General features: G+C 57.8%; 23 protein-coding genes. 12 read left to right on the plus strand and 11 right to left on the minus strand.

What is annotated here, in order from left to right; all coding sequences use genetic code 11:
* Nucleotides 1-21: 21 nt before the first annotated feature.
* The 5 genes from FB555_RS00960 to FB555_RS00980 all read left to right on the plus strand — a co-directional run bounded on the left by FB555_RS00960 (nucleotide 22) and on the right by FB555_RS00980 (nucleotide 6,951).
* The gene (locus FB555_RS00960) at nucleotides 22-1,518 is read left to right on the plus strand and encodes a CoA-acylating methylmalonate-semialdehyde dehydrogenase (protein ID WP_182483577.1); all 1,497 of its coding nucleotides are present in this window, start codon (nucleotides 22-24) and stop codon (nucleotides 1,516-1,518) included.
* Nucleotides 1,519-1,626: 108 nt separating this feature from the next.
* A complete protein-coding gene (gene iolB / locus FB555_RS00965) occupies nucleotides 1,627-2,580 on the plus strand; it encodes a 5-deoxy-glucuronate isomerase (RefSeq protein WP_182483578.1) in 954 nt (317 codons plus the stop codon).
* 36 nt (nucleotides 2,581-2,616) lie between these two features.
* The gene (gene iolD, locus FB555_RS00970) at nucleotides 2,617-4,545 is read left to right on the plus strand and encodes a 3D-(3,5/4)-trihydroxycyclohexane-1,2-dione acylhydrolase (decyclizing) (RefSeq protein WP_246323494.1); all 1,929 of its coding nucleotides are present in this window, start codon (nucleotides 2,617-2,619) and stop codon (nucleotides 4,543-4,545) included.
* A 30-nt stretch (nucleotides 4,546-4,575) separates the two neighbouring features.
* The gene (gene iolG, locus FB555_RS00975; protein WP_182483580.1) at nucleotides 4,576-5,589 is read left to right on the plus strand and encodes an inositol 2-dehydrogenase; all 1,014 of its coding nucleotides are present in this window, start codon (nucleotides 4,576-4,578) and stop codon (nucleotides 5,587-5,589) included.
* Between the two features lie 84 nt (nucleotides 5,590-5,673).
* Nucleotides 5,674-6,951: an MFS transporter gene (locus tag FB555_RS00980; RefSeq protein WP_182483581.1), complete on the plus strand. Its 1,278-nt coding sequence runs from the start codon at nucleotides 5,674-5,676 to the stop codon at nucleotides 6,949-6,951.
* On the opposite strand, the gene FB555_RS00985 is transcribed toward FB555_RS00980, so the two are convergent.
* The 8 genes from FB555_RS00985 to FB555_RS01020 all read right to left on the minus strand — a co-directional run bounded on the left by FB555_RS00985 (nucleotide 6,932) and on the right by FB555_RS01020 (nucleotide 16,272).
* A complete protein-coding gene (locus tag FB555_RS00985; protein ID WP_182483582.1) occupies nucleotides 6,932-7,894 on the minus strand; it encodes an SDR family oxidoreductase in 963 nt (320 codons plus the stop codon). The two genes, FB555_RS00980 and FB555_RS00985, sit on opposite strands and share 20 nt — an antisense overlap.
* A 22-nt stretch (nucleotides 7,895-7,916) precedes the next feature.
* Nucleotides 7,917-8,831 (minus strand): NAD(P)-dependent oxidoreductase, encoded by a 915-nt coding sequence (locus tag FB555_RS00990; protein WP_182483583.1) that lies wholly within the window; start codon nucleotides 8,829-8,831, stop codon nucleotides 7,917-7,919.
* Nucleotides 8,832-8,835: 4 nt separating this feature from the next.
* On the minus strand, nucleotides 8,836-10,044 hold the full coding sequence (locus tag FB555_RS00995; protein WP_182483584.1) for a Gfo/Idh/MocA family protein: 1,209 nt from the start codon (nucleotides 10,042-10,044) through the stop codon (nucleotides 8,836-8,838).
* Nucleotides 10,041-10,832, minus strand: coding sequence for an HpcH/HpaI aldolase family protein (locus FB555_RS01000; protein ID WP_182483585.1), 792 nt, complete (start codon nucleotides 10,830-10,832; stop codon nucleotides 10,041-10,043). Before FB555_RS01000 ends, FB555_RS00995 begins: the two co-directional genes overlap by 4 nt.
* The gene (gene iolD, locus FB555_RS01005) at nucleotides 10,832-12,796 is read right to left on the minus strand and encodes a 3D-(3,5/4)-trihydroxycyclohexane-1,2-dione acylhydrolase (decyclizing) (protein WP_182483586.1); all 1,965 of its coding nucleotides are present in this window, start codon (nucleotides 12,794-12,796) and stop codon (nucleotides 10,832-10,834) included. The genes FB555_RS01000 and iolD (FB555_RS01005) overlap by 1 nt, the downstream gene beginning before the upstream one ends.
* A 13-nt stretch (nucleotides 12,797-12,809) precedes the next feature.
* Nucleotides 12,810-14,252 carry an aldehyde dehydrogenase family protein gene (locus FB555_RS01010; RefSeq protein WP_182483587.1) on the minus strand — a complete coding sequence of 481 codons (1,443 nt, stop codon included), beginning with the start codon at nucleotides 14,250-14,252 and terminating at the stop codon, nucleotides 12,810-12,812.
* 98 nt (nucleotides 14,253-14,350) lie between these two features.
* Complete coding sequence (locus FB555_RS01015) at nucleotides 14,351-15,373, minus strand: substrate-binding domain-containing protein (protein WP_182483588.1); 1,023 nt, start codon at nucleotides 15,371-15,373, stop codon at nucleotides 14,351-14,353.
* Between the two features lie 17 nt (nucleotides 15,374-15,390).
* Entirely contained in the window at nucleotides 15,391-16,272 is an 882-nt protein-coding gene (locus FB555_RS01020) for a TIM barrel protein (protein ID WP_182483589.1), read from the minus strand.
* A gap of 281 nt (nucleotides 16,273-16,553) precedes the next feature.
* On the opposite strand from FB555_RS01020, the gene FB555_RS01025 reads away from it, so the two are divergent.
* The 4 genes from FB555_RS01025 (at nucleotide 16,554) to FB555_RS01040 (ending at nucleotide 20,269) form a co-directional block, all read left to right on the plus strand.
* Nucleotides 16,554-17,540 (plus strand): substrate-binding domain-containing protein, encoded by a 987-nt coding sequence (locus FB555_RS01025; RefSeq protein ID WP_182483590.1) that lies wholly within the window; start codon nucleotides 16,554-16,556, stop codon nucleotides 17,538-17,540.
* Nucleotides 17,541-17,648: 108 nt separating this feature from the next.
* Complete coding sequence (locus tag FB555_RS01030) at nucleotides 17,649-18,698, plus strand: ABC transporter permease (RefSeq protein ID WP_182483591.1); 1,050 nt, start codon at nucleotides 17,649-17,651, stop codon at nucleotides 18,696-18,698.
* Nucleotides 18,695-19,477 (plus strand): ATP-binding cassette domain-containing protein, encoded by a 783-nt coding sequence (locus tag FB555_RS01035; protein ID WP_182483592.1) that lies wholly within the window; start codon nucleotides 18,695-18,697, stop codon nucleotides 19,475-19,477. The genes FB555_RS01030 and FB555_RS01035 overlap by 4 nt, the downstream gene beginning before the upstream one ends.
* Before the next feature lie 9 nt (nucleotides 19,478-19,486).
* Complete coding sequence (locus FB555_RS01040) at nucleotides 19,487-20,269, plus strand: TIM barrel protein (protein ID WP_182483593.1); 783 nt, start codon at nucleotides 19,487-19,489, stop codon at nucleotides 20,267-20,269.
* 168 nt (nucleotides 20,270-20,437) lie between these two features.
* On the opposite strand, the gene FB555_RS01045 is transcribed toward FB555_RS01040, so the two are convergent.
* Together FB555_RS01045 and FB555_RS01050 are read right to left on the minus strand one after the other, a co-directional pair.
* Complete coding sequence (locus FB555_RS01045; protein WP_182483594.1) at nucleotides 20,438-21,199, minus strand: GntR family transcriptional regulator; 762 nt, start codon at nucleotides 21,197-21,199, stop codon at nucleotides 20,438-20,440.
* Between the two features lie 147 nt (nucleotides 21,200-21,346).
* Nucleotides 21,347-21,952 carry an isochorismatase family protein gene (locus tag FB555_RS01050; protein WP_182483595.1) on the minus strand — a complete coding sequence of 202 codons (606 nt, stop codon included), beginning with the start codon at nucleotides 21,950-21,952 and terminating at the stop codon, nucleotides 21,347-21,349.
* 116 nt (nucleotides 21,953-22,068) lie between these two features.
* Between FB555_RS01050 and ychF the strand changes: the two genes are divergently transcribed.
* A complete protein-coding gene (gene ychF / locus FB555_RS01055) occupies nucleotides 22,069-23,142 on the plus strand; it encodes a redox-regulated ATPase YchF (RefSeq protein WP_182483596.1) in 1,074 nt (357 codons plus the stop codon).
* A 179-nt stretch (nucleotides 23,143-23,321) separates the two neighbouring features.
* Here ychF and FB555_RS01060 read toward each other — a convergent pair whose 3' ends face one another.
* On the minus strand, nucleotides 23,322-23,573 hold the full coding sequence (locus tag FB555_RS01060; RefSeq protein ID WP_182483597.1) for a DUF6458 family protein: 252 nt from the start codon (nucleotides 23,571-23,573) through the stop codon (nucleotides 23,322-23,324).
* A 401-nt stretch (nucleotides 23,574-23,974) separates the two neighbouring features.
* Between FB555_RS01060 and FB555_RS01065 the strand changes: the two genes are divergently transcribed.
* The gene (locus tag FB555_RS01065; RefSeq protein WP_182483598.1) at nucleotides 23,975-24,649 is read left to right on the plus strand and encodes an SDR family NAD(P)-dependent oxidoreductase; all 675 of its coding nucleotides are present in this window, start codon (nucleotides 23,975-23,977) and stop codon (nucleotides 24,647-24,649) included.
* Between the two features lie 39 nt (nucleotides 24,650-24,688).
* The gene (locus FB555_RS01070; protein WP_182483599.1) at nucleotides 24,689-26,146 is read left to right on the plus strand and encodes a cryptochrome/photolyase family protein; all 1,458 of its coding nucleotides are present in this window, start codon (nucleotides 24,689-24,691) and stop codon (nucleotides 26,144-26,146) included.
* Nucleotides 26,147-26,248: the final 102 nt, after the last annotated feature.

Raw genomic sequence — 26,248 nt, forward strand, 5'->3', positions numbered from 1 at the left:
GTTCACGAAAGAAGATCACCTATGTCTAACCTTCCTGTCGTTTCACACTGGATTGATGGCGCCGAGCGCCCCAGCACATCCGGTCGCACCTCACCCGTCTTTGATCCTGCTCTTGGCGTTGTCACCAAGCACGTGGGTCTGGCCGATGCCGCCGAAATTGACGCCGCTATTGCCTCGGCAAAGGCTGCTTTCCCCGCGTGGCGCGACCTTTCACTTGCCAAGCGGCAAGCCATCATCTTCAACTTTCGTGAATTGTTGAATGCTCGCAAAGGTGAGCTCGCCGAAATCGTCACGAGCGAGCATGGCAAGGTACTCTCCGATGCTCTGGGTGAGATCACGCGCGGCCAAGAAGTAGTCGAATTTGCATGTGGCATGAACCAAATGCTGAAAGGTGAATATTCCGAGAACGTCTCGACAGGGGTGGATGTCTACTCGACACGCCAGCCGCTCGGAGTCGTTGGCGTCATCAGCCCCTTCAACTTTCCTGCCATGGTTCCCATGTGGTTCTTCCCCGTGGCCATTGCGGCCGGCAACACCGTCATTCTGAAGCCCTCTGAAAAAGACCCTTCGGCCGCCATCTGGATGGCACGTTTGTTCACAGAGGCCGGTCTTCCCGATGGCGTCTTTACCGTGCTGAACGGTGACAAAGAAGCCGTTGACGGTTTGCTTGAGCACCCTGATGTCAAGGCCATTTCCTTCGTGGGTTCCACTCCCATCGCCAAGTACGTCTATGAAACCGGTGCCAAGAACGGCAAGCGCGTTCAGGCTCTCGGCGGCGCAAAGAACCACATGCTTGTTTTGCCCGATGCTGACCTCGAGCTCGTGGCTGACTCTGCCATCAATGCCGGTTTTGGTAGCGCCGGCGAGCGTTGCATGGCCATCAGCGTCATAGTTGCTGTTGAGCCCGTTGCGGATGCTCTCATCGAGAAGATTGTCTCGCGCATGAAGGGCCTCACCATCGGTGATGGCCGCCGCAACTGCGACATGGGCCCTCTGGTCACCGAGGTTCACCGCGACAAAGTATCCAGTTACATCGACATCGCTGCCGCCGATGGCGCAACGGTTGTGGTCGATGGTCGTGGTATCGAGGTCGACGGCGACGCCAACGGATTCTGGCTCGGCCCGACTCTGCTGGACAACGTTCCCACCTCATCCAAGGCCTACACGGAGGAAATCTTCGGACCGGTTCTCTCGGTCGTGCGTGTTCACTCCTATGAGGAGGGTGTTGACCTCATCAACAACGGCGCCTTCGGTAACGGAACCGCCATCTTCACCAACGATGGCGGAGCGGCTCGTCGTTTCCAAAACGAGATTGAGGTCGGCATGATCGGAATCAACGTTCCCATCCCCGTGCCCGTTGCCTTCTTCTCGTTCGGAGGGTGGAAGAACTCGTTGTTCGGTGACACCAAGGCCCACGGTGCCGAGGGCGTTCACTTCTACACGCGTGGCAAGGCCATCACGAGCCGCTGGCTTGACCCCAGCCATGGCGGCATCAACTTGGGATTTCCCCAAAACTAGTTTCATAGCGTTGCGGGTGCTGGGCCGGGAGAATAATCTTCCGGCCCCGCACTACGCCCGTCATCAACTCATACTTATTTCACGGCCCATCTCATTGCGGAGGACACCATGACCGGCATAGCAACCAAAACCGTGGCGGGTTCAGGCCGCGGCGACTGGTTCTTCGCCAGGGGCTCCCTCACGCGTGACGGCTGGGAATCCGTCGTCGATGGAACGTTGACGGGCTGGACATACACCGGAGTTCGAGTAGCCGAGCTTGCTGGCGGATCCGTCACGCTCGACGCCATCGCGGTGGAGCGGATTATCGTGCCGCTTGCCGGCTCATTCACCGTCGAATACACCTTGTCGACCACGGCTGCAGGGGAGGCCGGGGCATCGACTGCGCCCGTAACCCAAAAACTGACCGGCCGCGCATCCGTTTTTCATGGCCCGACCGATACCTTGTATCTGCCCACAGGAACGGCGGCAATCATCACCGGTACTGGTCGTGTCTCCGTGGCTGAGGCACCCACGGAACGAGCATTCCCCGTCGCGTACCTTCCCGCAGCCGAGGTGCCGGTCGAGCTACGCGGCGCCGGTCGGTCGAGCCGGCAAGTCCAAAACTTTGGAACGCCCGTGGCGCTCGCCGCCGATCGCCTCATCGTGTGCGAAGTCATCACGCCTGCCGAGAATTGGTCGAGCTACCCGCCCCACAAACACGACGAATCTATTCCTGGCCACGAGGCGCAGCTTGAGGAGATCTATTATTTCGAGACCGCGGTCACCCGTGGTGCGAATGCCCCAGAAACAGCGGAATCTTTTGGCTACATGCGCACTTATGCCTCCGAGGCTGGCCCCATCGACATTCTGGAAGAAGTGCACACTGGCGACATTGCTCTCGTGCCACACGGATGGCACGGCCCGTGTGTGGCGGCTCCCGGCTACGACCTCTACTACTTGAACGTCATGGCGGGCCCGGATCCTGACCGCGTCTGGGAGATCAGCGATGATCCTGCGCACGCATGGATTCGCGATACCTGGGTGGGGCAAGAATTCGATTCGCGCCTTCCCTACACCGCCTAAAAACTTCGCTCATATAAATTTGAAAGGACACCGAGCATGACATCGTCTAATGCAACCAGGCGCATGACCGTGAGCCAGGCTCTCATTGAGTTCTTGGGCCATCAGTTCACCGTTGATGGTGACAACCGTGCACGAACGATAGTGGGCACTTTCGGTATTTTTGGTCACGGAAACGTTGCCGGCATAGGGCAAGCCCTCAAGCAGCTCTCCGTCGATGAGCCCACCCTTATGCCCTATCACCAGGCCCGTAATGAACAGGGTATGGTGCACGAATCTATTGCCTACTCGCGCATGACGCGTCGCCGTTCGACCTTCGCGTGTGCCGCCTCCGTTGGGCCCGGGTCCACGAACATGCTGACCGGCGCTGCCGTTGCCACCACAAATCGTCTTCCCGTTCTTCTGCTTCCTTCAGACACCTTCGCCACGCGCGTCTCCGATCCCGTCTTGCAACAACTGGAGCTTCCGCAGGACGCCAGCATGAGCGTCAACGACGCCTTCAAGCCGCTGTCGCGTTTCTTCGACCGAGTGAATCGTCCCGAGCAGCTTTTCTCAGCAGCCCTGGGCGCGATGCGCGTTTTGACTGACCCGGTTGAGACAGGCGCGGTCACTATTTCGCTCCCCGAAGATGTGCAGGCCGAACTCATCGAGGTTCCGGCTGAATTCTTGGCCGACCGCGAGTGGCACATTCGTCGCCCCCGCCCTGACCGGGGCATCATCGCCGAGGTTGCCCGTGCCATTTCACGCGCGAAGCGGCCCATGATCGTCGCCGGTGGTGGCGTCATCTACTCGGATGCTGCAGCCGCCCTCCGCGCCTTCGTCGAAGCGACCGGCATCCCGGTTGGTCTCTCGCAGGCCGGGATGGGGTCGCTCACCTGGGATCACGCCCAAAACCTTGGCTCTGTTGGTGCCACCGGAACAACCGCTGCCAACCGTGCCGCAGCTCAGGCTGACCTCATTATTGGAATCGGTACGCGCTACAGCGACTTCACCGCGGCCAGCCGCACCGCGTTCCAGAACGCCGACGTGCGTTTTATCAACATCAATATCGCCTCCTTCGACGCGTTCAAGCACGGCAGCGCTATTCCGGTCGTAGCGGATGCCCGTGAATCGATTCTCGAGTTGACTGAGGCTCTCACGGGTTTCCATGTGGCGGCAGATTTTGTCGCTGATTACGCGCGTGATAAAGCCACGTGGGACGCCGCGGTCGATGAGTCCTTCGTTGACCGTCGCCTCGCACTCCCCAGCCAGGCCGAGATCATTGGTGCCGTTCAACAGGCCTCGGACCCGCGTGATGTCGTGGTGTGTGCCGCGGGATCACTGCCCGGCGATCTGCACAAGCTATGGCGTGTGCGTGACGACTTGGGCTACCACGTGGAATATGCCTTTTCGTGCATGGGTTACGAAATTGCCGGTGGTATCGGTGTGGCTCGGGCCGATAAGACCCGTGACGCCATTGTCATGGTCGGTGATGGCTCGTACTTGATGATGCACTCCGAAATCGTCTCGGCCGTTGCCGAGGGAATCAAGTTCATCATCGTGCTGATTCAGAACCACGGCTACGCGTCGATCGGTCACCTCAGTGAAGATATTGGGTCCCAGCGCTTCGGCACGCTGTATCGCTATCAAGACGATGAAGGCAACTTCGAGAAGGGCGAGATTCTCCCCATCGATTTGGCGGCCAACGCCGCCAGCTACGGCCTCGACGTCATCTCCATCGAGCCCACAGCCAACGCGATTGCTGACCTGAGCGCTGCCATGGCGAAGTCGAAGGCATCGAACCGCGCCACCTTGATCCACATCAATAACGATCCTCGTTTGTACGCTCCCGACGGTGAGGGGTGGTGGGACGTGCCGGTTGCGGCTGTTTCCACTTTGCCCAGCACTCAGAAGGCTCGCGCCGAGTATCTCGAGAATCGAACGGCCCAGAGGCCCCTCCTTGGGCGCGGCACCGCTGACCGACTCTAACTAAATCCCAACATCTTTAGGAGAAACATCATGGAACAAAACTTTCGTATTGGCCTCATTGGAACCGGCCGCATTGGCCTTGTGCACGCGGGCAGCATTGCCGACACTAAGGGTGCTGAACTCACGTGGGTCTGTGATCCCTTCATCGAGGGTGCGGAGCGCATCTCCGCTCAATTCGGTGGCAAGATAACCAAGAATCCTGAGGAACTTTTTGCCTCCGGTGAGGTTGATGTCGTCGTCATTGCTTCGCCCACCCCGACGCACGTTGACCTGATTAGCGCTGCCATTGATGCCGGAGTTCACGTTCTGTGTGAAAAGCCCATTGACCTCGATATCGTTCGTGTCGATGCGTTGCGTGCAAAAGTTGCTGCGGCGAAGGCCAATGTTGCTTTGGGGTTCAACCGTCGATTCGACCCCCAGTTCGAAGAGATTCACACGCGTGTTGCCGAGGGCGACATCGGAATTCTCGAACAACTCACCATCATCAGCCGTGACCCCGCGCCCGCTCCTCAGGCCTACATTGCTGTCTCCGGCGGAATTTTTCGCGACATGACCATTCACGACTTTGATATGGCGCGCTACTTCATTCCCAACATCGTTGAGGTGACGGCCGTCGGTGCCAATAGCTTTAGCGATTACATCAAAGAAGAAGGCGACTACGACTCCGCTGTCGTCACGTTGCGCGGTGACAACAACGAGCTGATCACGATCGTTAACTCGCGTCACAGCAGCTACGGGTACGACCAGCGCCTGGAGGCGTTTGGAAGTGAAGGAATGCTCTACGCCCAGAACATCGCCGAGACCACCGTTGCGAAGTACGGCAAAGCGGCCGTTGAGGCTCGTAAGCCTTACCTCGAGTTCTTCCTCGACCGTTATGCCATTTCGTACCGCCGCGAGCTCGGGCTGTTCCTCGACAGTATTCGCAGTGGCACGCAGATTAACCCGAGTTTTGAGGATGGTCGCGCGGCACTCGTCTTGGCGGACGCAGCTCTCGAATCTGCCCGCACCGGCAAAACGATTGACGTTCGCGGCAAGCTCTCATAGTAAGACGCGCGGCGGTTCTGAGCAGCCGCGCGGACATATCCTTTGCGCCACAATATTTCGCACAATTACTTCCTGAGGACGACGATGATCACAGCACTCCCAACTCTGTCACCGCGCGTCCCCCGGGCAATGGTGGTGTGGTTCTGGTCGATCTTCGCCCTGTTCTTCACCCGTGGAGTGCTTCTCGCTACATGGTCCAACCGTGGGCCCGAAATTCGCGAAACACTCAACCTCGACCTTCCATCGATGGGCTGGTATGCCGCCTGTCTCAGCGTCGGAGCGGTTACCGGCGTCTTGATTTCTGAGAGGCTCGTGGGGAGGATCGGCTCCCGAAACTTCTCGCTCCTGTCCTATACGGTCATGGGAAGCGCACTGGCGCTCCTGGGGTTAAACCTGGAGTGGAAGAACGTCCTAATGTCTTTCATCGTCACAGTTTTGCTTGGCTTGCCGCTCGGAATGGCCGACTACGACAACAACCTTGAAGCCAGCAATATCGACCGTGAATCGCCCAAGAGTCGTGTACCGGCCCTGTCAGGGGGATTCAGTGTGGGAGTTCTTCTCGGAGCCCTCCTGGTAGGGATTGTCAGCACTGCTGGAATGGGCATCACCCCCAACTTCATTTCCATCGGCCTCATCGTTATTGCCCTCTCGGCCATTGCCTCTCTCTTTATCGGCAAGACGAACGGCCGGATGGCCCACGTTGCCGAGGGTGGCGTTCGCGCAGCAAAGATCTCGTTCAAGGACATCGCCCGGGAACCTCGAAGTCGGCAGATTGCCGTCATCGCCTTCGCCTTCGTTTTTGCGGAAGGAGTGGGGGTCGTTTGGATTCCGGTCGCCCTCGTGCAGAATGGCTTTTCTCCCGCGTTGGCAGCGTTTGGTTACACCCTGTTTGGCTTGGGGTTTGTCGTCATGCGCTTTGTGGGCGGGCCCATCACTGACCGCATCGGGCGACGCAACGTTGTTCTTTTCTCCGCAATCACCGCCAGCGCCGGCATCATCATCTTTATTTTCACTCCCGTTCTGGGCATCCCCCTCCTAGGAATTTTGCTCTGGGGGCTCGGTGACTCCATCGGTTTGGCCATGTGTATTGCTGCGATGGGCGATGATGAGAAGCGCGTTCACGCTCGCATGACTTTCCTGTGGACCATCGTCTACGTGGCCAACATCGTTGTCGGGCCCATCATTGGCCAGTTGTCCGGGGCCTTTGGCCTCATGGGCGCGCTGGTTGCGCCGCTGGTGTTCCTCGTCGCTGCCGGTCTCGTCAGTCGCGCTGTAGGCGAATCGCATCCCGATGCAATTCCTACCTCATCGTCAGCTCCCGCCTCAGTAGCAGCGGCAGACCCTAAGGACGTATCGGCTTAGTCAGGGTTCCCAGTTGGTGCGTCTCAAGCTCATTCTTGAAGACGCGCAGAAGCTCCACGAGTGGCGTAGAGCCGAGCTGGAGGACCTTCTTGGTCTGGGCGTTGCCAAGGGATGAGTCCATCGGGACAGCTGCGGGGAATAGCTGATCCACTGGAGGCTCGGTTTGACGAAGCAAGCCGGCATCGAGTTCAAAGACATCACACACCAGTAGTGCAAGGTCCCAGCGAGCGATGGCATCGTCGCCGACGAGATGGAACGTTCCGGCCGCACCAAGGGTGATGACGCGTTCCACCTGAGCGCCAATTTCGGCCGCCAACGACGGGGTCGTGATGAGGTTGACGCGGTCGCCCATCCAGACATCAAAAGGTAATCCAGCCTGGAGGGCCTCGACGAGGGAATAGACGAAATAGCCAAAGCCAACGTCTTGACTGCGGGGACTTTCGGCAAGTTGGTGGCGGCCCATGACGCCGGCAATGCGGCAGATGGCGCCCGAGGTCGGGGCGAGATCACGGATGACTTGCTCACCTAAAGCTTTGAGGTAGCCGTAAAAATTGATAGCGTTTCCGGGATGGTTTTCGGGCTCGAGGTGCCCCGTGCCATCCATGATCCAATCGGTGGAGATATACACGATGTGGGCGTTGTTTCGTTTGGCTGCCTGGGCAACCCGGCTCGTCATGCCGACGTAGGCGTCGTAGGCGGCAGGGGGATCTGCCAGAAGTTTGTTGAAATCGTTGGCAATGGCACAGTGCACGATGGCATCCACCCCAACCGTGCCGGCAGCCAGCGAATCGATGTCCGAGAAATCAACGAGACGCGTCTCCCAAGGCACGGGGCTTTCGGGCTCACGACGAACGAGGCCCATAACGTCGTGGCCGTACAGACTCAGAACGGAGGCAACGTTACTTCCCACAAATCCGGTTGAACCGGTGACAGCAATTCTCATGTTTCTCAACTTCTCTGAGTGGCTAGGGCAGAACCTGGTGGGGTGCCGGGCGACCTTCCAGAACGTCCTTGACTCCGTTGGCGGCCTGCCGAAATGTTTCCCGCGTGGCATTGATGCTGAGGCCCATCACGTGCGGGGTGAGCACGACATTCTCGTGCGAAAAAATAGGATGAAAAGCCGGTGGCTCCTCATCGAAGACATCGAGCCCTAAGCCGCCGAGGTGCCCAGAAATCAGCGCCGCGTGAGCGGCCTCTAACTCGAGGAGGGGTCCACGGCCACAATTGATGAGCACGGCTCCGGGTGGCATTGCGTCGAGAAAGTCGGCGTTGACCATGTGGCGGGTTTCTTCGGTCAAGGGCACGTGCAAGGTGATGACGTTGCTCCGCTGCGCCAACTCTGCGAGGTCGGCCACCCGACGCTCGGCGGGGATGTCGGCGTAGGGGTCGAAAGCCAACACCCGCATCCCAAAGGCGGAGGCGATCTCGGCTACCCGACGCCCAATGCGGCCGTAGCCAACGATTCCGATGGTCGCGTCTTCCACGTCGTGCACAGGGTAATTCGTGCGTTCGCTCCAGCGCCCTTGAGCGACAATCTGCGTCAGCGGGCCGAGACGTTTGACAAGGTGCAGGGTCTGGGCAAAGACACCTTCCGCAACAGCATTGGTGTTGGAACCGGGGGTAATGAGCACCGGGATATTTCGCAACGCAGCCGCGGCAACATCCACCAGTTCCGTTCCCACTCCGGTGCGCGCAATCACCTTGAGGTGTGGCATGGCGTCAAGCTGGTCCACGCCAACAACATAGGCGGCGCGCACGATCGCACCGGAGGCTTCGGCGAGATCGGCATGCGATGGGGCATCAATGAACCGGATCTGTGGGCCCAGGACAGGTTGCACAATTTCTGGATCAACCGGTCCCAGACCAACAACGGTGAGCATGGAACTAGGCCCGGAGTGCGGCAGTCGTGCCCGCTTCAGCAGACAAGGTAACCCAGGCACCGGAATCCGCCGACGTCTCCGCGGCAGAGACAACACGGGCTGCAGCGACGGCATCATTAATGTTCGAGTTCAACGCCTGGCCGCCAACGAAGGCCTCCAAGAATTTCTTCGCTTCAATCACCTTGAGGTCGTCGTAGCTCATTCCTGTTCCCGCGCCGGGCTGGAAGTGATCAAAATCACCAAAGCCCGGAGCGACCATGACACGCTGGTAACCGAGGTGCACGCCCTTGCGTCCGATCGCCAGTTGAATCTCGTTCATGTTTTCGAAGTCCCACTTCACGGAGCCTTCGGTTCCATAAATCTCGATGGCATAGCTGGCGCGCGGGCCAACCGCAACCCGGGATGCCTCCAGAGTGCCCATGGCACCGGCACCCTGAGCGGAGTCCGCGAACTTCACCATCATCGCGGCGTAATCCTCGTTCTCCACGGCTTTCATTTCGCCACCCTCGATCACGTCGAAGTGAGTGCCCTGACCCATTTGCAACACGGGTCGCTCGGTGTAAACGGTCTTCGTCATACCGTTGACGTCGGAAATAGGGCCGACCGTGTAGTGCATCAGGTCAATGAGGTGACCCATCAAGTCACCTAAAACGCCGCTTCCGGCGAGGCCGCGAATGAAGCGCCATGACAGTGCACCGTTGGGTTCAGAAGAATAGTCCGCGAACATGCGGCCGTGCACGTTGGTGACGCGGCCCAGTGAGCCGTCAGCGACGAGAGTCTTGATGTGTTCGATGGCGGGAGCGTTGCGGTAGTTGAAACCGATCGTGGTGAGAACGTCGGCTTCCGCCGCCGCGGCCTGCACGCTCATGGTTTCGACAACACCGCGACCCACGGGTTTTTCGATCCAGAATGCTTTTCCAGCCTTGGCCGCTGCAATACCAATCTCCGCGTGGAGAAAGTTGGGGGCGCAGATGGAGACGACCTCCACCTCGGGGTCGGCCAAGACCTCGTGGTAGTCAAGCGTTGACCGCTCAAAGCCCAAGACGTCGACGGCGTAGTCGGCGCGTTCCTGCGAGGTATCGGCCGCAATGATGAGTCTCGGCTTGATTCCGAGTTCGGGGTAGACAACGGGGAGTGCTTGGTAGGCACGACTGTGCACTTTACCCATCCAGCCAACGCTGATGAGGCCGACTCCAACAGTTCTTGCGGTCATGATGCGTGTTCCTTTAGTTGTGATATTTCTTGGGTAACAATTTTGCGCAGGAGCGTGGAATCGCTTCCCACGGCGATGAAGGTAAAGCCCATGTCTCTGAAGCGGCTGCCACTGGTGGCATCGGGGGCAAGAATTCCGCAGACAATGTTTTCCCTTTTGCCGGCGGCCAAAACCTTGTGGCAGGCCTCGACAAAGACGGGGTGGGTGAAGTCTCGGGGGACTTCCAAAGCGAAGCTCAAATCCAGCGGGCCAATGAACAGAACGTCAACACCCTCAACGCGGGCAATGTCATCTACGGCACTCAGTGCCTCCAGCGTTTCAATCTGGATGATGCACGCGGCATCGCGGCCCGACTCGAGCACCGAAAGGTCGCCGCCCCACCGGGCCGAACGGTTGTAGGTGGCAACGCCACGATCCCCAACGGGGGGATAGCTCATGTGCCGCACGGCCTCGATAGCCTCAGCCGTGGAACGAATTCGAGGCACCATCACACCGGCCGCCCCCGCGTCGAGAGCCCGCCCAATGCGAATACGTTCCTGCGACTCGACCCGCACGAACGCGCCCACACCGTAGGCACCCGCAGCCACAATGGTGGCTCCGAGTTGTTCCTCGCTACCGCCACCGTGCTCCTGGTCGATGAGGACCCAATCCACACCGCTGGTGGCAACCACCTCAGCGGCCATCGGCGAACCGAGCCCAAGGAAAGTGCCATAGGTTGACTCATTGGCAATGAAACGTTGGCGCAGGGCGCCCATATCGAGCGGAGAGCTCGCCAGCAGTCGTGCCATCAGCCATGCCATCTCTGTGTGGCAAGACCAATTTCATAGTCTGCGCGAATGTCGGCAACCCAGGCTTGTTCGGAGACTTCAGCCGGGGCCACATCCCACCACAGTTCTGAGCCGGGAAGGTTTGCGTGAGGAATCGTGGGCACCACGATAACCACGGGACCGTTGGATGAGCGGGTTGCATCCAGAACGTTTGCGAACTCTGCTGCGTTCTCGGCGCGGTAGGCCTCACATCCCATGCCCAGCGCCATTTGCACGATATCCAACTTAAGAAAGTTCCCCTCAAGGCGCGGTGCCTTGCCGCCAGCGCTCGCCGATTCGGTCACGACCGGACCTTCCTCGCGGTAGCGAAACTCATTGCCGAAGGAGTTTCCAGTGCGCCACATTTGCAGGCGTCGAATCACTTGGTAACCGTGATTCTCAGATACCACGATGGTCAGTGGCAGGTGCTCTTGGGAAGCCGTCACGAGCTCGGTGGGGGCCATCACAAAGGTGCCGTCACCGATGAAGGTGACAACGCGGTGGGCGGGGTTGGGGTCAGCCAGGCGCACGCCGATGGCCGCGGGCAATTCGTATCCCATGCACGAGAAACCGAACTCGAGATGAGCGGTCCGGCCACCGGTCGCATCCCACACCTTCTGGATATCTCCTGGAGGACTCCCGGCACCCGCAATGAGGGTGTCCCCCTCGCGCATGTGCTTCTGCAGCACGCCAAGGAGCTGCCCCTGCGTGATGACGGCGTCGGTGTTTTCTGAGCCCACGAGGGTTGTCTTATCGAAGGTCACCTGGGTATCGATGGCGGCCTCACGCGTGACGCGCCACTGGGACATCTTCTCGCGAATATCCGCGCTCCAGCTTTCCGGAACGCGATACCCGAGGATGGCTGCGGTGAGGGCAGTCAACCCGAGCTTGGCATCAGAGATGATGGTCTTTGCGCCCTGCTTAATACCGTCGAATTCGGCAACGTTAATGGAGACGAATCGCACATCAGGATTCTGAAAAAGCGACTGGGAGCCCGTGGCGAAGTCTGTGAGGCGTGTGCCGACATGGATGATGACGTCGGCTTGCTCAGCGAGACGATTTGTCTGCGGGGCGCCTTCGAGACCAACTCCCCAGACGTGCCAATCCGCTGATGTCTGAACAGCACCTTTGCCGCCAAACGTTTCGGCTACAGGGATCCCGGTTGCGTCGGCAAACGCGCGCAGGGCCTCAACGGCATCGGAATAGATGATTCCGCCGCCAGCAATGAGGAGGGGCTTCTTGGCAGCCTTGATGACGGCTGCGACATCCGCTACGTCATCGGAAGAGGGCTCGGGGCGGCGAATCTTCCAGTCTTTTTCGGCGAAGAAACTCACCGGAAAATCGAAGGCGTGAGACTGCACATCTTGGGGGAGGGAAATGACAACGGCCCCGGTCTCCACGGGATTCGCCAAGACGCGGAAAGCCTGGGGCAGTGCCGTGAGGAGTTGCTCGGGGCGGGTGATGCGATCAAAGAACTTTGAGACGGGGCGGAAAGCATCGTTGACCGTGATGTCGGGGCTGTGGGGGAGCTCAATTTGCTGGAGGACGGGACCTTGGCGCCGGGTGGCGTAGGTGTCGCCGGGGAGAAGCAGCACAGGAATACGGTTGACCGTAGCTAATGCGGCCGCCGTCACCATGTTCAAAGCACCGGGCCCAATGGAAGCCGTCACAACGAGTGCCTGCTTGCGCTTGGAGGCCTTAGCGAAGGCGATGGCAGCGTGCGTCAGGGCTTGTTCATTGCGTCCCTGAACGAACGGAAGATCGTCACTGTACTGGTCTAGTGCCTGACCAAGTCCGGCGACATTCCCGTGTCCGAAAATTCCCATCGCAGCCGGGATGAAGCGCCGTCGCACCCCATCAGAGACGGTGTACTGGACGGCGATGTATTTGACGATTGCTTGAGCGACCGTAAGACGAACGGTTTCACCATAGTTGGGAGTAGTCATAATCTTTTCTTCCTTAGTTCCAGGCTCTACCGTGCAGGATGACCGTTTTTACTTCAGTCATTTCGGCTACGGCAGAGCGAACGCCTTCCTTGCCGATACCGCTGGACTTGTAGCCACCGTAGGGCATGAGGTCGGCGCGCCATAGTTGAGTCCAGTTGATATGGACGACGCCAGATTCGACTTGGCGGGCAGCTTGGATCGCGGCCGAGACATCCTTGGTGAAGATACCGGCACCGAGGCCATAAACGGTGCTGTTGGCTAATTCAATGGCGTGGTTGGTGTCACGGGCTGTGCTGATGGCCACGGCAGGGCCGAAGAGCTCGTCTTGAGCAATGGATGCCCGTGGGTCAACGTTGGAAAGAATCGCCGGCTGAATGAGAGTTCCATTTTGCTCGCCACCGGTGACCAGCGTGGCCCCCTCGGCTTGCGCACGCTTGAGGGCGGCGGTTACGCGGTCAGCCTCGGCACGGGAAATGAGTGTGCCAACCTTTGTGTCCTCCGCACGTGGGTCACCAACCTTAATTTTTTCCACTTTGCTCTTGAGCGCATCAATGAAATCAGCAGCGATATGGTCGTCGACAATCACGCGTTGGACAGAAATGCAGACTTGACCGGCATTGATGTACCCGCCGAGAGCTACGGCTTCTGCGGCGAAATCGATGTCGGCGTCACGCAGGATGGCTACAGGCCCGGAGGCACCGAGTTCGAGGGAGAGCTTCTTGATGCCGGCAACCCTCGTGATGTGCTCGCCTGTTGCTGTCGAGCCAGTGAAGGAAACCTTGCGAACGCGGGGATCGCTGACAAGGGCATCTCCGAGCAGGGCGCCCGAGCCAGTGACGATGTTCAGCACACCATCGGGGAGCCCCGCGTCTTGGAAACACTGCGCGAGGGCAATGCTGGTTAGAGGTGTCGCACGTGCGGGCTTGAGTACGACGGCGTTACCGGCCGCAATCGCGGGAGCAATTTTGTGGAGAACGAGGAGAGCCGGGTAGTTGAACGGTGCAATGGCCACGACAACGCCAACGGGTTCGCGAAGCGTGAAACCTATTTTCTCGAAGCCCGTTCCCTTGTTGGCGTCCAAGGGGAGGGACTCTCCGTAGAGCTGGCTGCCCTCGAAGGCGGCGAGACGAATAATCTCCCCTGATCGACCAGCTTCGCCGCGAGCTTCAACGAGGCTTTTACCGTTTTCGGCGCTGATGACCTGGGCGATGTCTTCCGATCGCTCATCGGCGAGAAGTGCTGCCTTGAGCAGGATTGCAAACCGTTCGTGGGCGGGGGTAAAGCGCCAGGCCTTGGCCCCAGCGGTGGCCGCAGCCAACGCAACATTCACGTCTTCAGCGTCGGCAACCGCTACAGTTCCGACGATTCTGTCGTCATAGGGGGAGAGGATGTCTTCATACTTTCCCGCGCGCGGGGCTGTCCAAACGCCGTTGACTAAAAGGCTCTTACGCTCCATTGCATACTCTCCCGTCGAGGTTTCCAGACAAAGTCTGGAACGGTCCAATTCTCATGCGTAACACTACACTGACGTCAAACTAAAAGTTTCTTCCTGGCCTAACGGCGCTGCGTCGAATCGCGAATAACGAGGGTGGGCACAAACTGAATGTCTTGACCAGCAAGTTCAGACCAGGGTCGTTCCGAGGTCAAGAGTTCCGCGGCCTTTAGCGCCATCGCTACTTTTTCTTGCTCAATGCTTGTAATCGAGATCTGCCTCAGCGACGCAACGTGCGTGTTGTCATAGCCCGTCAGCGCAATATGGGCGTGACCTGCTGCCACGCTTTCTTTGATGGCGTCTTGAGCTCCTACGGCAACAACGTCATTAAAGCAGACGATGGCGCTCGTCTCGCTGTGTTGGGAAAGTGCTTTAACCGTCGCCCGGTATCCGCCCTGCTCGGATCGATCGGTGGCATCAAGGCTCAAGGGAGCCAGACCAACGCGTGTCATGGCCCGTTGATAGCCCTCGAAGCGTGATGTGTCGACGGCACCATCCATTGGCCCGACATACACAACGTGCTTGTGCCCTTCAGCTTGAAGATGCTCAACGATGAGGCGCATTCCTTCGTCGTCATTGCTGCGGAGGTTGACTTCCCGAGAAGTTGCGTCTGAGGGTATGGTCAGGACTTTGACAATAGGAATGTGGGCAGGGACAGAGAGCAGGGGGCGTTCATCCGGCAAGTCTCCTACGACCAAGATGCCTTTAGGGCGAAGATCCAAAAGGGCTTGCACAGTCGAGGGCTCGACAATCTTTCGTCCACCAACTTCCACAATGATCGCTGCGGTCATGAATGTTTCGTGCCCCCGGGCGAGGAGCGCGATCCGAACGATGTCCGCTATTTCGGTGTATACCTGATTGTGCAAATCAACGACCAGGATGCCGACAAAATTGCTTGCCCCAGTAGCCAATGAGCGCGCCCAAGAGTTGGGAGTAAACCCGAGTTTATTTGCGGCGGCCAAGACGGCGGCCCGACGTTCGGGGCTCACCTTTTCCTTGCCGGCGAACACGAGGGAAACCAACGACTTGGAGACCCCGGCTTCGAGGGCGACATCTCTAATGGTGGGACGTTTTTTTGTCGACACAGGGGAGTGGTCCAGCTCTAATCGAGCTCGGCTAGAGCGGCTTTTAGAAAGTCGACCGAGGCTTGGGCATCCTCAATTGGGCCCTCGGAAACGGCCGGCTCCTGGCTCAACACGTTGTCTTGCTCTAGGACGTACCAACCTGCGTAGCCGGCAGCGTTGAGAGCGGCCAGGATTGCTTTCATGTCAACATCGCCCTGACCAACGGGTGCATAGAGACCCTGGATGACGCCTTGGTAATAGTTGATTTCACCATCAATGACGCGTTTAGCAACTGTAAGGCGCACATCCTTCAGGTGAACATGACCGATGCGATCGGCATGGTCCTGGGCAAATTTCACGGGGTCTGTTCCACCAATCATCATGTGTCCCGTATCGAAACAGAATCCGATCCCCGAACCGTTGACGACGCGCTCAATGTCTGAGGGGCCTTCGACAATGGTGCCGACATGAGGGTGGATGACGGCGCGAACACCGTATTCAGCGGCAACACTCTCGAGTTTGTCAAGATTCCTGAGGAGAAGGGCCCACTCGTTTTCCGTCAATTCAGGACGGCTGTTGTAATCGTCGTTGCCTGTTGTTGCGGCGAGCACCATTACTTCGGCGCCGGCGGCCCTGAAAGCTTCGAGCTCCTTGCGAATCTCGGGCTCAGGATCATGGTCTGCCTTATAGAGGACGACGGGAACGAATCCGCCAACAGCCGTCAGGTTGTGCTTCTTGAGAACCTCGCTGCGCAGGGCGGGCTCTTCGGGAAGAAAACCGAGAGGGCCGAACTCGCAGGCGCTGAAACCCACCTGCGTCATTTCACTCAGTACACGATCTTGTTGCATTTGGTGGCCCCAGCCGGGCACCTCGCACACGCCCCATGAAATGGGGGCCCCAGCGATTTTGTGTTGTGACATCAGTGTCCTTTATTTATTGTGTAAGCGATTTTTTGAGCTCCGCAAGCATCATGGACCGTTCCAAAATACTATGGATGTGCGGGTGTTTTGTCTAGCGCGCACCCCGAGTAATCCGATCGAATATCAAAACCCCCAGTGGATCGATACTCAACCATTTCGGTTTGATAACTTTTGGCCTCATCGGGATTTGCAATGTAAGCATGTTATGACATACTTCAAATGTTATGACAAAGATGTGTGACGTCGTAACCACCAATTACTCAATGAAGAGAGGCACGTCAATGACATTCAAAATCAAGATCGCTTCTGTTGCAGCAGTTGCAGCAGTTGTCGCGATGACGCTCGCAGGCTGTTCGGCCGGAGCCACCAGCTCCAGCACGACAGGCGCAGCAGCAGTTAAAGGCAACAAGATCTGCGTTTACACCCACGGTGATGGCGGAACGTTCTGGTCCGTCTTCCAAAAGGGTGCCGAAGCAGCAGCTGCTGACCTCAACGTAACTCTCGACTACCAGGGCTCGACCAACGACTCGGCCAAGCAAGCTCAGACCATCACCGCTGGTATTGCTGCTGGCTGCCAAGGAATCGCCGCATCGGCTCCCGACCCCGCTGCTATCAAGACGGCAATGCTTGCTGCTCATGCCGCTGGCATCCCCACCGTCACGGCAAACTCGGGCTCTGCTGTCTTCGCTGAGCTCGGTGCATTTACGCACATTGGTCAAGATGAAATTGTCGCTGGCCGCGCTGCTGGCGAGAAGTTCAACGCAATGGGCCTGAAGAACATCCTCTGCCCCATCCAGGAAGCTGCTAACTCTGGCCTCACCGAGCGTTGCAAGGGTGCCTCTGAAACCTTCAAGGGTAAGGTCACGAACTTCAACGTTGATGGTGCTCTGGCAGACCTCACTGGTGCAGAGGCAAAGATTGCCGCAGCTCTCACAGCTGACCCCACGATCGACGGAATCTTTGCACTGAACGCTGACGTAGCCACCGGTGCTGCGCTTCCTGCAGCAACTGCATCGGGCCGTGCCATCAAGATCGGAACGATCGACATGTCAGCCGATGCTCTCAAGGCAATTAAGGCCGGAACCATTGCCTTCGCTGTCGACCAGCAGCAGTACGCTCAGGGCTACATGGCCGTCGTTCTCTTGAACTTGGCCATCAACAACGGTAACGAGCTCGGTGGCGGACTGCCCATCTACTCGGGTCCTGGCTTTGTAACTGCCGAGAATGTCGACGCTGTTATGGCACTTGTTGCGGCTGGTACTCGCTAACACCAAGCGGTGACAGACTGGCCGGTGAGCCGCAGGCTTACCGGCCAGTCTTCATTCCAAAACCCGGAACCCGTAACCCGCAACACCGAACGAAAGAATCTGCCGAAGATGACAGACACAAAGACCGCGACGAAAGACGAGCGGATAAGCAACGTCTCCTTCCTGACGAATATCATGAGGCGCCCTGAATTTGGCGCTCTAATCGGCGCCGTCGTCATCTACGTGATGTTCGCCGTCGTTGATACCACCGGCCAATTTGCGACCCTGCAGGGTACAGCCGGTTGGACCGACTTCGCGGCTCCCATCGGGATCATTGCCGTTTTCGTCGCACTTCTCATGATTGCCGGAGAGTTTGATCTCTCGACAGGCGTCATGGTGGGAACATCAGGCCTTCTCCTTGGAATTCTCGTTTCACAATTCGGCTGGGCCATCTGGCCGGCCATCGGCTTTACGCTGGTTTTCGCTGCCGGTATTGGGCTCATGAACGGTCTTCTTGTGATCAAGACGGGCCTCCCTTCCTTCATTGTTACGCTGGCCACATTCTTTGTCCTCAAGGGAGCGAACTTGGCGGTGACAAAGGGATTTACGGGATCCGTTCGAGTCTCCAACATTGACCAAGGCGCCGGCTTTGAGGATGCTCGCAAGATTTTTGCAACAACGTTTGATCTCGGCGGCGCACAGTTTCAAATTACAGTCGTCTGGTGGATTATCGTCACCATCTTGGCCACGTGGCTCCTCACCAAGACCACATTCGGCAACTGGATCTTCGCATCGGGCGGCGACGCTAATGCCGCTCGCAATGCGGGAGTCCCCGTCAATCGCACCAAGGTCACCCTTTTTGTGATGACTTCCGTGGCGGCCGCCCTCGTTGGTATCATGCTTGCCCTTCGCCTCAACGGCATGCAGGCAGGTCAGGGTGTAGGCCAAGAGTTCTACTACATTATTGCCGCTGCGGTCGGTGGAACCCTCCTGACCGGTGGTTCTGGTTCCGCGATCGGTGCATCGATTGGTGCCGCCATCATGGGCCTCGCCGCGATTGGTATTCCTTTCGCCCTCTGGGACCAAGACTGGGTCTCCACCTTCCTCGGTGTGATTCTTTTCTCCGCGGTCCTTGTCAACTCATTCATCTCTAGAAAAGCGAAGGGTGCCCGCAAATGACGACGCCAGCTCTTGAACTCGTAAATGTCACCAAGTCTTTCGGTAACGTGACGGCGCTCAACAATGTCAGCCTCAAGGTTGAGCCCGGAACAGTGACCTGTGTCTTGGGTGACAACGGTGCGGGCAAGTCAACTTTGATCAAGGTTCTTGCGGGTGTGCACAAGCCGTCATCGGGGGAGTTCCTTGTTGAGGGCGAGCATGCTGACTTCTCCTCACCTCGTGATGCACTTCACCGGGGCATTGCCACGGTCTTCCAGGACCTCGCGACGGTTGCCCTGATGTCCATTTGGCGCAACTTCTTCCTTGGCAATGAGCCGAAGAAGTGGTGGAAGCCTCTTGGAATCATGGACACCAAGCTCGCGAAAGAAATCACGAAGCGAGAGTTGCTCGCGATGGGCATCGATCTTCGAGACTCCAACCAGGCCATTGGCACACTTTCTGGCGGGGAACGCCAGGCTGTTGCGATAGCTCGGGCGGTGCATTTCGGCGCGAAGGTTCTCATTTTGGATGAGCCGACGAGTGCACTCGGTGTCCGTCAGTCTGGAATCGTCTTGAAGTATGTCCTTGCGGCCCGGGATCGAGGCGTTGCTGTTGTCTTCATCACGCACAATCCGCACCACGCGTTCCTCGTTGGCGATCGTTTCTACCTTCTCAATCGTGGTCGCATGATCGCTGATTTCCAGCGCGGCAAGGTTGAACTGGATGAGCTGATCAAGGCCATGGCCGGCGGAGCCGAGCTCGAGCAGTTGACGCATGAGATTCAGGTCATCCGCAAGTAGTTCGAGATCATGACGCAATCATTCACGCTGGCTGTATGCGCCGAGATGGTTTATGAAGACCTTCCCTTCGTTGAGCGCGTGAGAATTCTCGACTCCGAAGGCTTCGCGGTAGAGATGTGGGATTCCACTTCGAAGGACGTGGCGAAACTCGAATCGACCGGAATACCCATCGTCTCAATGACCGGTTACCTTGAGGGCAGTGTCTCAGACAGGGAAAATGCCCACAGGGTCATTGAGACCGCCGCCGAACTCGTTGAAACTGCGAAACGGCTTGGTTGCACAAGACTCGTCGTGCACTCGGCAGAGCTGGTCGCAGGATTGGCGGCTCGTCCCACGTTCCGGCCCTTAGGTCAAATGTGGTTTACGGCGCGGGACACCATGCTTCGACTAGGCGACCTGGGGGCACTCCACGGGCTGACGTTTTGTCTCGAGAATCTCAACACTGTGGTGGATCACCCGGGGATTCCTTTGGCGAGGGCCAAAGACACGCTAGAAATCATCCGCGAAGTCAATCATCCAAATGCGCGCATGATGCTCGATCTCTACCACGCCCAAATCGGCGAAGGGAATCTCCTTCAATTGATTCGGGATTCGCTTCCGTGGATTGGTGAGATTCAAGTAGCCGACGTTCCAGGGCGAGGGCATCCGGGGACAGGGGAAATCAACTTTTCTGCAATTGCTGCGGAGCTGACTGTGCTCGGCTATGAAGGAACAATCGGACTTGAGGGATGGGTTCGCGGAGACGTTGCGGCAGGGTTAGATCAGTTCCGAAAAGCATTTGCCGTCGAGTGAAGCGAGCTACCTCCGACATGCTCACGGTCGATGCCACAAGACCAACGAGGCTTGCTTGGGGTTGGGCCTCGGGCCTGCTTCCGGAATACCTAACTGCGGGTAACCGGGATCTTTGCGGGGCAAGCTCAATGGCTGAGGTAATATCCCCCAAGGCGTTTGGCAGGCTAGCTACTTCTCGACGAGCGTTACTTCGAATGAGTAGAGGTCGGGGCGGTAGCAGTGGTGGCCAAATTCCACAGCGCGACCAGAGCTGTCATAGGCCGTACGATCCATGGTCAGGAGTGCCGACGACTTGTCAATTTCCAACAGGTTCGCCTCCTCAGCCGTGGCCTTTCGGGCACCAATATGTTGCTTCGCGACGCGCATCGTGACGCCGCGTGAGCGCATGACTTGATAGAGGCCGTGCTCAACGATATCTTCGGCGACGAGGTCGATGAGCCCCGTGGGGAGCCAGTTTTCCATCACAGAAACGGCAACATTGTCGGTCAAGCGAATTCGACGCAGGTGAAGGGTGGGGGCACCTTCTTCGATGGCCAGCGCTGCCGCAATTTTTGAATCCGCTGGAATCACGTTCATTTCCAGCAGAATGGTCGAAGGCTTCTTTCCGCTTTGAGCGAGGTCGTCGTAAAGGCTCGTGAGCTCGACGCCCCGCGTCACCTGACCGTGCACAACCTGCGTGCCGATTCCCCGGCGACGAACGAGAAGACCCTTGTCCACCAGTTCTTGGATTGCGCGACGAACGGTTGGGCGGCTCAGCCCGAGACGCTCCCCAAGGGCGACTTCGTTCTCCAAGCGTGAGCCGGGTGGAAGGTCACCTTCTAGGATTGCCTTTTCAAGGCGCTGTGAAATCTGAAAGTACAGGGGGATTGGGCCCGAGCGCTCAAGGTCCATGAAAAGACCGAGGGGCAGGATACTTTCTTTGGGATTCATGTGAAGTGAGTTTCCTTAGGCCAGTCAGCGTTGACACGAAGCAGAGTTTGGCTACTTGTTAAGACATTATCACCACATTGCGGAAGGCATCAGAATCGGCGATTAACCGTGTTGGGGCTCGATCCCTTTTCATCTATCGGAGAGCGATTACAGGCTCCCGCGAAGCTCGGAGTCCGTCTCGGCGGCCGTCAACACACGGCCAAAGAACGTGCGCATGACGTTCTCGGTCGCCACCTGGGCAGGCGCGGTGAGGGCTCCCGTGGCATCCGACACAAAGGCAACCTTGTAATCGCGCATGTACGCGCCGCGCGCCGTCGACTCGCAACAGACCTCGGTGAGGGTACCCGTGATGATCACCGTATCAATCTGATTCAAGCCCCGGATGGAGCGAAGGACGGGCTCCAAATTCGTGGCATAGAAGGCGTCATAGCGATACTTCTCAATGACGATGTCGTTCTCAGCGGGCTTAAGCGCATCAATGACCTGCACGCCAAAAGTTCCTTTGCGCATGCCCACGGTCAGAAGTCGTTCGTTGTAGGTCGATTCGAGCGGAGAGACCGCGAAATCATCGCGCAACGTGTGCTGGGAATAGATAACGGGGATTCCGAGCTCGCGACTCGTTGCAATCAGTTTCTGAATATAGGGGATAGCGGTGCGCGCCTCTGGCACCTCCATGGGATGGCCTTCGAGCACGAAGTCGTTTTGCATGTCAATTACGAGGAGGGCAGTCTTGGCCGGGTCAATTTTCCACATGACCTCCATGATTCCGGAACTGGCCGGCTCGTCCTAGTGAATTCGTGCAGAGTTAGCCGCGTGCAACGAAGGCATCGGGGCTATAGGGGAACTCCCGCCCGGTAGAATTGACTCTCGTGGCTCTTACAATTGCAATCGTCGGACTCCCCAACGTGGGCAAGTCAACCCTCTTCAACGCGCTGACCAAAAACTCGGTGCTCGCTGCGAACTACCCGTTCGCCACGATCGAGCCCAATGTCGGGGTTGTTAACCTCCCGGATGCGCGGCTCGCGGAGCTCGCGACCATCTTTGGCAGCGAACGCCTTCTGCCCGCGCCGGTGTCCTTCGTAGACATTGCCGGCATCGTGCGCGGCGCCAGTGAGGGCGAGGGCTTGGGAAACAAGTTCTTGGCCAACATTCGTGAGGCGGATGCCATCGCACAGGTCGTGCGCGGATTCGCCGACCCCGACATCATTCACGTCGATGGCAAAGTTAACCCCGCCGGTGACATGGAGACCATCAACACCGAGCTGATTCTTGCCGACCTCCAGACGCTGGAGAAGGCTATCCCTCGTATTGAAAAAGAGGTTAAGGGCAAGAAGGCCGAGCCCATCGCGCTCGAGACCGCGCTCGCCGCTCAGGCATTTCTTGATGCCGGCCAGCCGCTCTCCTCCTCGACAATTGACCTTGAGCCCATCAAGGAAATGGGCCTGCTCACAGCTAAGCCTTTTATCTATGTCTTTAACGTGGACGAGGCAGTGCTCACCGACCCAACCAAGCGCGCCGAGCTGGAAGCTCTCGTGGCGCCAGCCAAGGCCGTGCTGCTGGATGCCAAGCTCGAGAGCGAGCTCATCGACCTCGACGAGGTTGACGCCACCGAACTCCTGGAGTCCACCGGACAATCCGAGTCGGGCCTGAACCAGCTTGCCCGAATCGGCTTCGACACCCTCGGCCTGCAGACCTACCTCACCGCCGGCCCCAAAGAGTGCCGCGCTTGGACCATCCACAAGGGCTGGACCGCTCCTCAGGCTGCCGGCGTCATCCACACTGATTTCCAGAAGGGGTTCATCAAGGCGGAGATATTCTCCTTCGAGGACCTCATGGCTGCCGGCTCCATCGCCGAAGCCCGCGCCAAGGGCAAGGCCCGCATGGAGGGCAAGGACTACGTTATGCAGGATGGCGACGTGGTCGAGTTCCGCTTCTCAAACTAACCTCTGGCACTCAGAACAAGTAACCACACGGGCAATAAAAGAGCCCGCATAGTCAAGCCGTGGCGCAGGGCACAATAGGAACATCCCCGGAACCAAGGCCCGGGGCTTTGCCATGACGACCTGCAGAAAACCCAGATCAAACCCTGGCGCCTCATTAACTAAAGCAGATCAGGGGAGGTTTAGATGTTGTCGCTCTTGGTTTCGTGCTGTACGACCTGCTCGCCATTTGAGGGGTCCACTGCAGTGCGTGTTGTGGTCAACGACGAGCGCCTCTTCATGACAAGTACGAGCGAGATGATGAAGATCACGATCCCAGCCCCCATGAGCAGATAGCCGACGAACTGGAGGTTGATCCAGGTGACCTGGATGTTCAGCGCGAACGCCAAGATGGCGCCCACGACAAAGACGAAAATTCCTGAACCGATACCCATAATTCAGTCCTCTCAATTGCGTTAGTGAGATTTCAACGTCACCGGTTAGTTTTGTCAGGATTGACCGGTGGTCTGTACCTGCAAGGTAGCATAAGTTCTCCCGAATAGTGGGTCGGCGGAGCGGGAGCGGTTTCCTCGCATGAACCTGGGGGAAAGAAAGACAGATGCGCCATGTACGCGGACGAACTCAGTACAAACAACCTCGGTCTGGTCACCATTAACATTTAGGCATCCACTTCACCATGGATGGCAACGTGGTCGAATTCAGATTAAACGTCTAGCTACCCCAGGTTGCATTCGCAACCTCACAACGGTCCGGCGATGGCAGCAAGCCGAGATTCCCATAGACTTTTTCTGACCTGACCGATCTCCGGTCACCATGATTATCAAGGGAGTCCATTGTGCCTGTTATCGCAATCATTGGAGCTGGACCGGGACTCGGCGCGGCAGTTGCCCGAAAGTTCGGGCACGAAGGATTCTCGGTAGCGCTGATCTCGCGCACCCAATCGAAGCTCGACGACATGGCTGCGCAGCTCAGAGGCGTCGGCGTGACCGCGAGGGGTTACGCGGCAGATGTACGAGTACCGGCGGAGCTTGGTGACGCACTTGTCCGTGCTGCAGCGGAGTTGGGACCCATTACTACGCTGCAGTACAGTCCGCTCCCTTCGCGTGACTATCTAAAGCCAGTGCTTGAAATGACTGCGGAGTTGGCGCTCGAAGCATTGCAGTTCTCAGCTCTCGGGCTCATCCACGCGGTGCGTGCGGTGTTACCAGCAATGCAAGAAGCACGCAACGGCAGTATCATCCTGATCAACGGCGGAACCTCGGTGAAGGCACGTGCTGGCTTCGCCGGCACATCGATCGCGTTCCCGGCTGAAAGCGCTTACGGTGAGATGCTCCATGATGTTCTAGCGGATCAGGGCATTCGTGTCGGTCAACTTGTGATTCCGGGGGGCATCCCACAGCTTCAGCTTCCCAACGGAATCGACGACGTCGCCGATCGTATTTGGGGCCTCCACGCTAACGCTGGTCCGTTCCGCACACTGCTCATCCCACTCGAGGACGGCAGAGAATAGGGGCGCTTTTTTGCGCAGGCCTTGTGATAAATTTCGCTCATGCAGCAGTTGCTTTTTGCCTACCAATTAGGGCCGCATTTTGACCTCGGCGAACCCATTGTTCTCCTCGAGAGCATAGGGCGGTTGGCAGCTCGGCCTTATCATTGGCAGAAGGCGCACCTGATCCTCAGCGCAATTCGTCACCGCGCGCAAGATGACAATGTCACGCTCGTCAAGGCGCCGAGTTATCGAGAGTTTTTGGCGTCGAGCGCGGCGTCTTTTACGGTGGTTAATCCCACGTCGTTTGGTTACCGGAAACTCGTGGATTCGGAGCGATTTACTGTTTTTCCTAGTCGAGGATTCGTCACCAATGAGGATCGCTGGGCCTCGTGGATGGCACCCAAATCGGGCAAGGGCTTTGTGTTTGAAGACTTCTACCGGGATACGCGCCGCCGCACAGGCCTTCTCATGAACGACGCTGTGCCGATCGGTGGTGCGTTTAATTTCGATCACGAAAACCGGTTGCCAGCGCCAAAGAAAGTGTCCTCCCTCCCCGTCGCCCCTCCGTGGCAGCCGACAGAGGATGACATTGATGCCGGGGTTCGACGGGACCTCATGAGGTGGCAGGCCGAGGGCAAGATTCAGCTTTCAGGTAAAGACGGTCCGCGACTTTTTGCCGTCACGCGACAGGAGGCTCTCGCGGCCCTAACGCACTTTATTGCGGAAAGATTAGATCTTTTTGGTCCCTATGAAGACGCGGGGTTAGAGGGTGATTGGGCCATGTCCCACTCCCTGCTGAGCGTGCCTCTTAATTTTGGACTGCTCGACCCTCTTGAGGTTGCACTGGCAGCTGAGGCTGCCTACCATTCCGGCAATGCCCGCTTGTCTTCGGTTGAGGGTTTCATCCGGCAGGTTATCGGATGGCGAGATTTTGTCTGGCATCTGTATTGGCATTTTGGCGAAGACTATACGGGCCTTAATTTCCTTAGCGCCACCGCGGAACTTCCGCCCTCGTGGAAAGAGCTGGATTCGACTCACGTCCAAGCAAACTGTGTCAGCCACACAATTGCTAAGGTCTCTGATCGAGGATGGCTTCACCACATTGAACGGCTCATGATTTTGGGAAATGTTGCAATGCAACGAGGTTTCAACCCACGAGAACTTAATGATTGGTTCATCAGTTCCTTCGTTGACGGAACGCCGTGGGTGATGCCGGTGAACGTGATCGGCATGTCTCAGTTTGCTGACGGAGGAATGATGAGTACAAAACCCTATGCGGGGGGAGGCGCATACATTTCCAAAATGACCAACTACTGCGGTGAATGTCCTTACAACCCTAAGGTCCGCGTCGGAGAAAATGCCTGCCCTGTCACCGCGGGTTACTGGGCCTTCCTCGATAGAAGTGAGGCTGAGTTAACAGGTAATTTTCGGATGGCTCAACCCATGGCGGCGATGAGAAAAATGGTGGATCGCCAGGCCATCCGTGAGCAAGAAAAGCTTCGCGGAACAGCACTTTAACGACTCATATGGGACTGCTGTCGGTTCTGTTGACTCCAAACCGTGAGGCACGCCAGTTCTCCGGAGTGTGGCCTTGCGGATCACAAATTTCATAGTGGAATC

Source organism: Alpinimonas psychrophila, from assembly GCF_014137865.1.
GTDB classification, from domain to species: Bacteria; Actinomycetota; Actinomycetes; order Actinomycetales; family Microbacteriaceae; genus Alpinimonas; species Alpinimonas psychrophila.

Excerpts from the sequence above, each read along its gene's own strand:
- FB555_RS00960 (WP_182483577.1), top strand. The coding sequence starts at position 22 with ATGTCTAACCTTCCTGTCGTTTCACACTGGATTGATGGCGCCGAGCGC.
- iolB (WP_182483578.1), top strand. The coding sequence starts at position 1,627 with ATGACCGGCATAGCAACCAAAACCGTGGCGGGTTCAGGCCGCGGCGAC.
- iolD (WP_246323494.1), top strand. The coding sequence starts at position 2,617 with ATGACATCGTCTAATGCAACCAGGCGCATGACCGTGAGCCAGGCTCTC.
- iolG (WP_182483580.1), top strand. The coding sequence starts at position 4,576 with ATGGAACAAAACTTTCGTATTGGCCTCATTGGAACCGGCCGCATTGGC.
- FB555_RS00980 (WP_182483581.1), top strand. The coding sequence starts at position 5,674 with ATGATCACAGCACTCCCAACTCTGTCACCGCGCGTCCCCCGGGCAATG.
- FB555_RS00985 (WP_182483582.1), bottom strand. The coding sequence starts at position 7,894 with ATGAGAATTGCTGTCACCGGTTCAACCGGATTTGTGGGAAGTAACGTT.
- FB555_RS00990 (WP_182483583.1), bottom strand. The coding sequence starts at position 8,831 with ATGCTCACCGTTGTTGGTCTGGGACCGGTTGATCCAGAAATTGTGCAA.
- FB555_RS00995 (WP_182483584.1), bottom strand. The coding sequence starts at position 10,044 with ATGACCGCAAGAACTGTTGGAGTCGGCCTCATCAGCGTTGGCTGGATG.
- FB555_RS01000 (WP_182483585.1), bottom strand. The coding sequence starts at position 10,832 with ATGGCACGACTGCTGGCGAGCTCTCCGCTCGATATGGGCGCCCTGCGC.
- iolD (WP_182483586.1), bottom strand. The coding sequence starts at position 12,796 with ATGACTACTCCCAACTATGGTGAAACCGTTCGTCTTACGGTCGCTCAA.
- FB555_RS01010 (WP_182483587.1), bottom strand. The coding sequence starts at position 14,252 with ATGGAGCGTAAGAGCCTTTTAGTCAACGGCGTTTGGACAGCCCCGCGC.
- FB555_RS01020 (WP_182483589.1), bottom strand. The coding sequence starts at position 16,272 with ATGTCACAACACAAAATCGCTGGGGCCCCCATTTCATGGGGCGTGTGC.
- FB555_RS01025 (WP_182483590.1), top strand. The coding sequence starts at position 16,554 with ATGACATTCAAAATCAAGATCGCTTCTGTTGCAGCAGTTGCAGCAGTT.
- FB555_RS01030 (WP_182483591.1), top strand. The coding sequence starts at position 17,649 with ATGACAGACACAAAGACCGCGACGAAAGACGAGCGGATAAGCAACGTC.
- FB555_RS01035 (WP_182483592.1), top strand. The coding sequence starts at position 18,695 with ATGACGACGCCAGCTCTTGAACTCGTAAATGTCACCAAGTCTTTCGGT.
- FB555_RS01040 (WP_182483593.1), top strand. The coding sequence starts at position 19,487 with ATGACGCAATCATTCACGCTGGCTGTATGCGCCGAGATGGTTTATGAA.
- FB555_RS01045 (WP_182483594.1), bottom strand. The coding sequence starts at position 21,199 with ATGAATCCCAAAGAAAGTATCCTGCCCCTCGGTCTTTTCATGGACCTT.
- FB555_RS01050 (WP_182483595.1), bottom strand. The coding sequence starts at position 21,952 with ATGTGGAAAATTGACCCGGCCAAGACTGCCCTCCTCGTAATTGACATG.
- FB555_RS01060 (WP_182483597.1), bottom strand. The coding sequence starts at position 23,573 with ATGGGTATCGGTTCAGGAATTTTCGTCTTTGTCGTGGGCGCCATCTTG.
- FB555_RS01070 (WP_182483599.1), top strand. The coding sequence starts at position 24,689 with ATGCAGCAGTTGCTTTTTGCCTACCAATTAGGGCCGCATTTTGACCTC.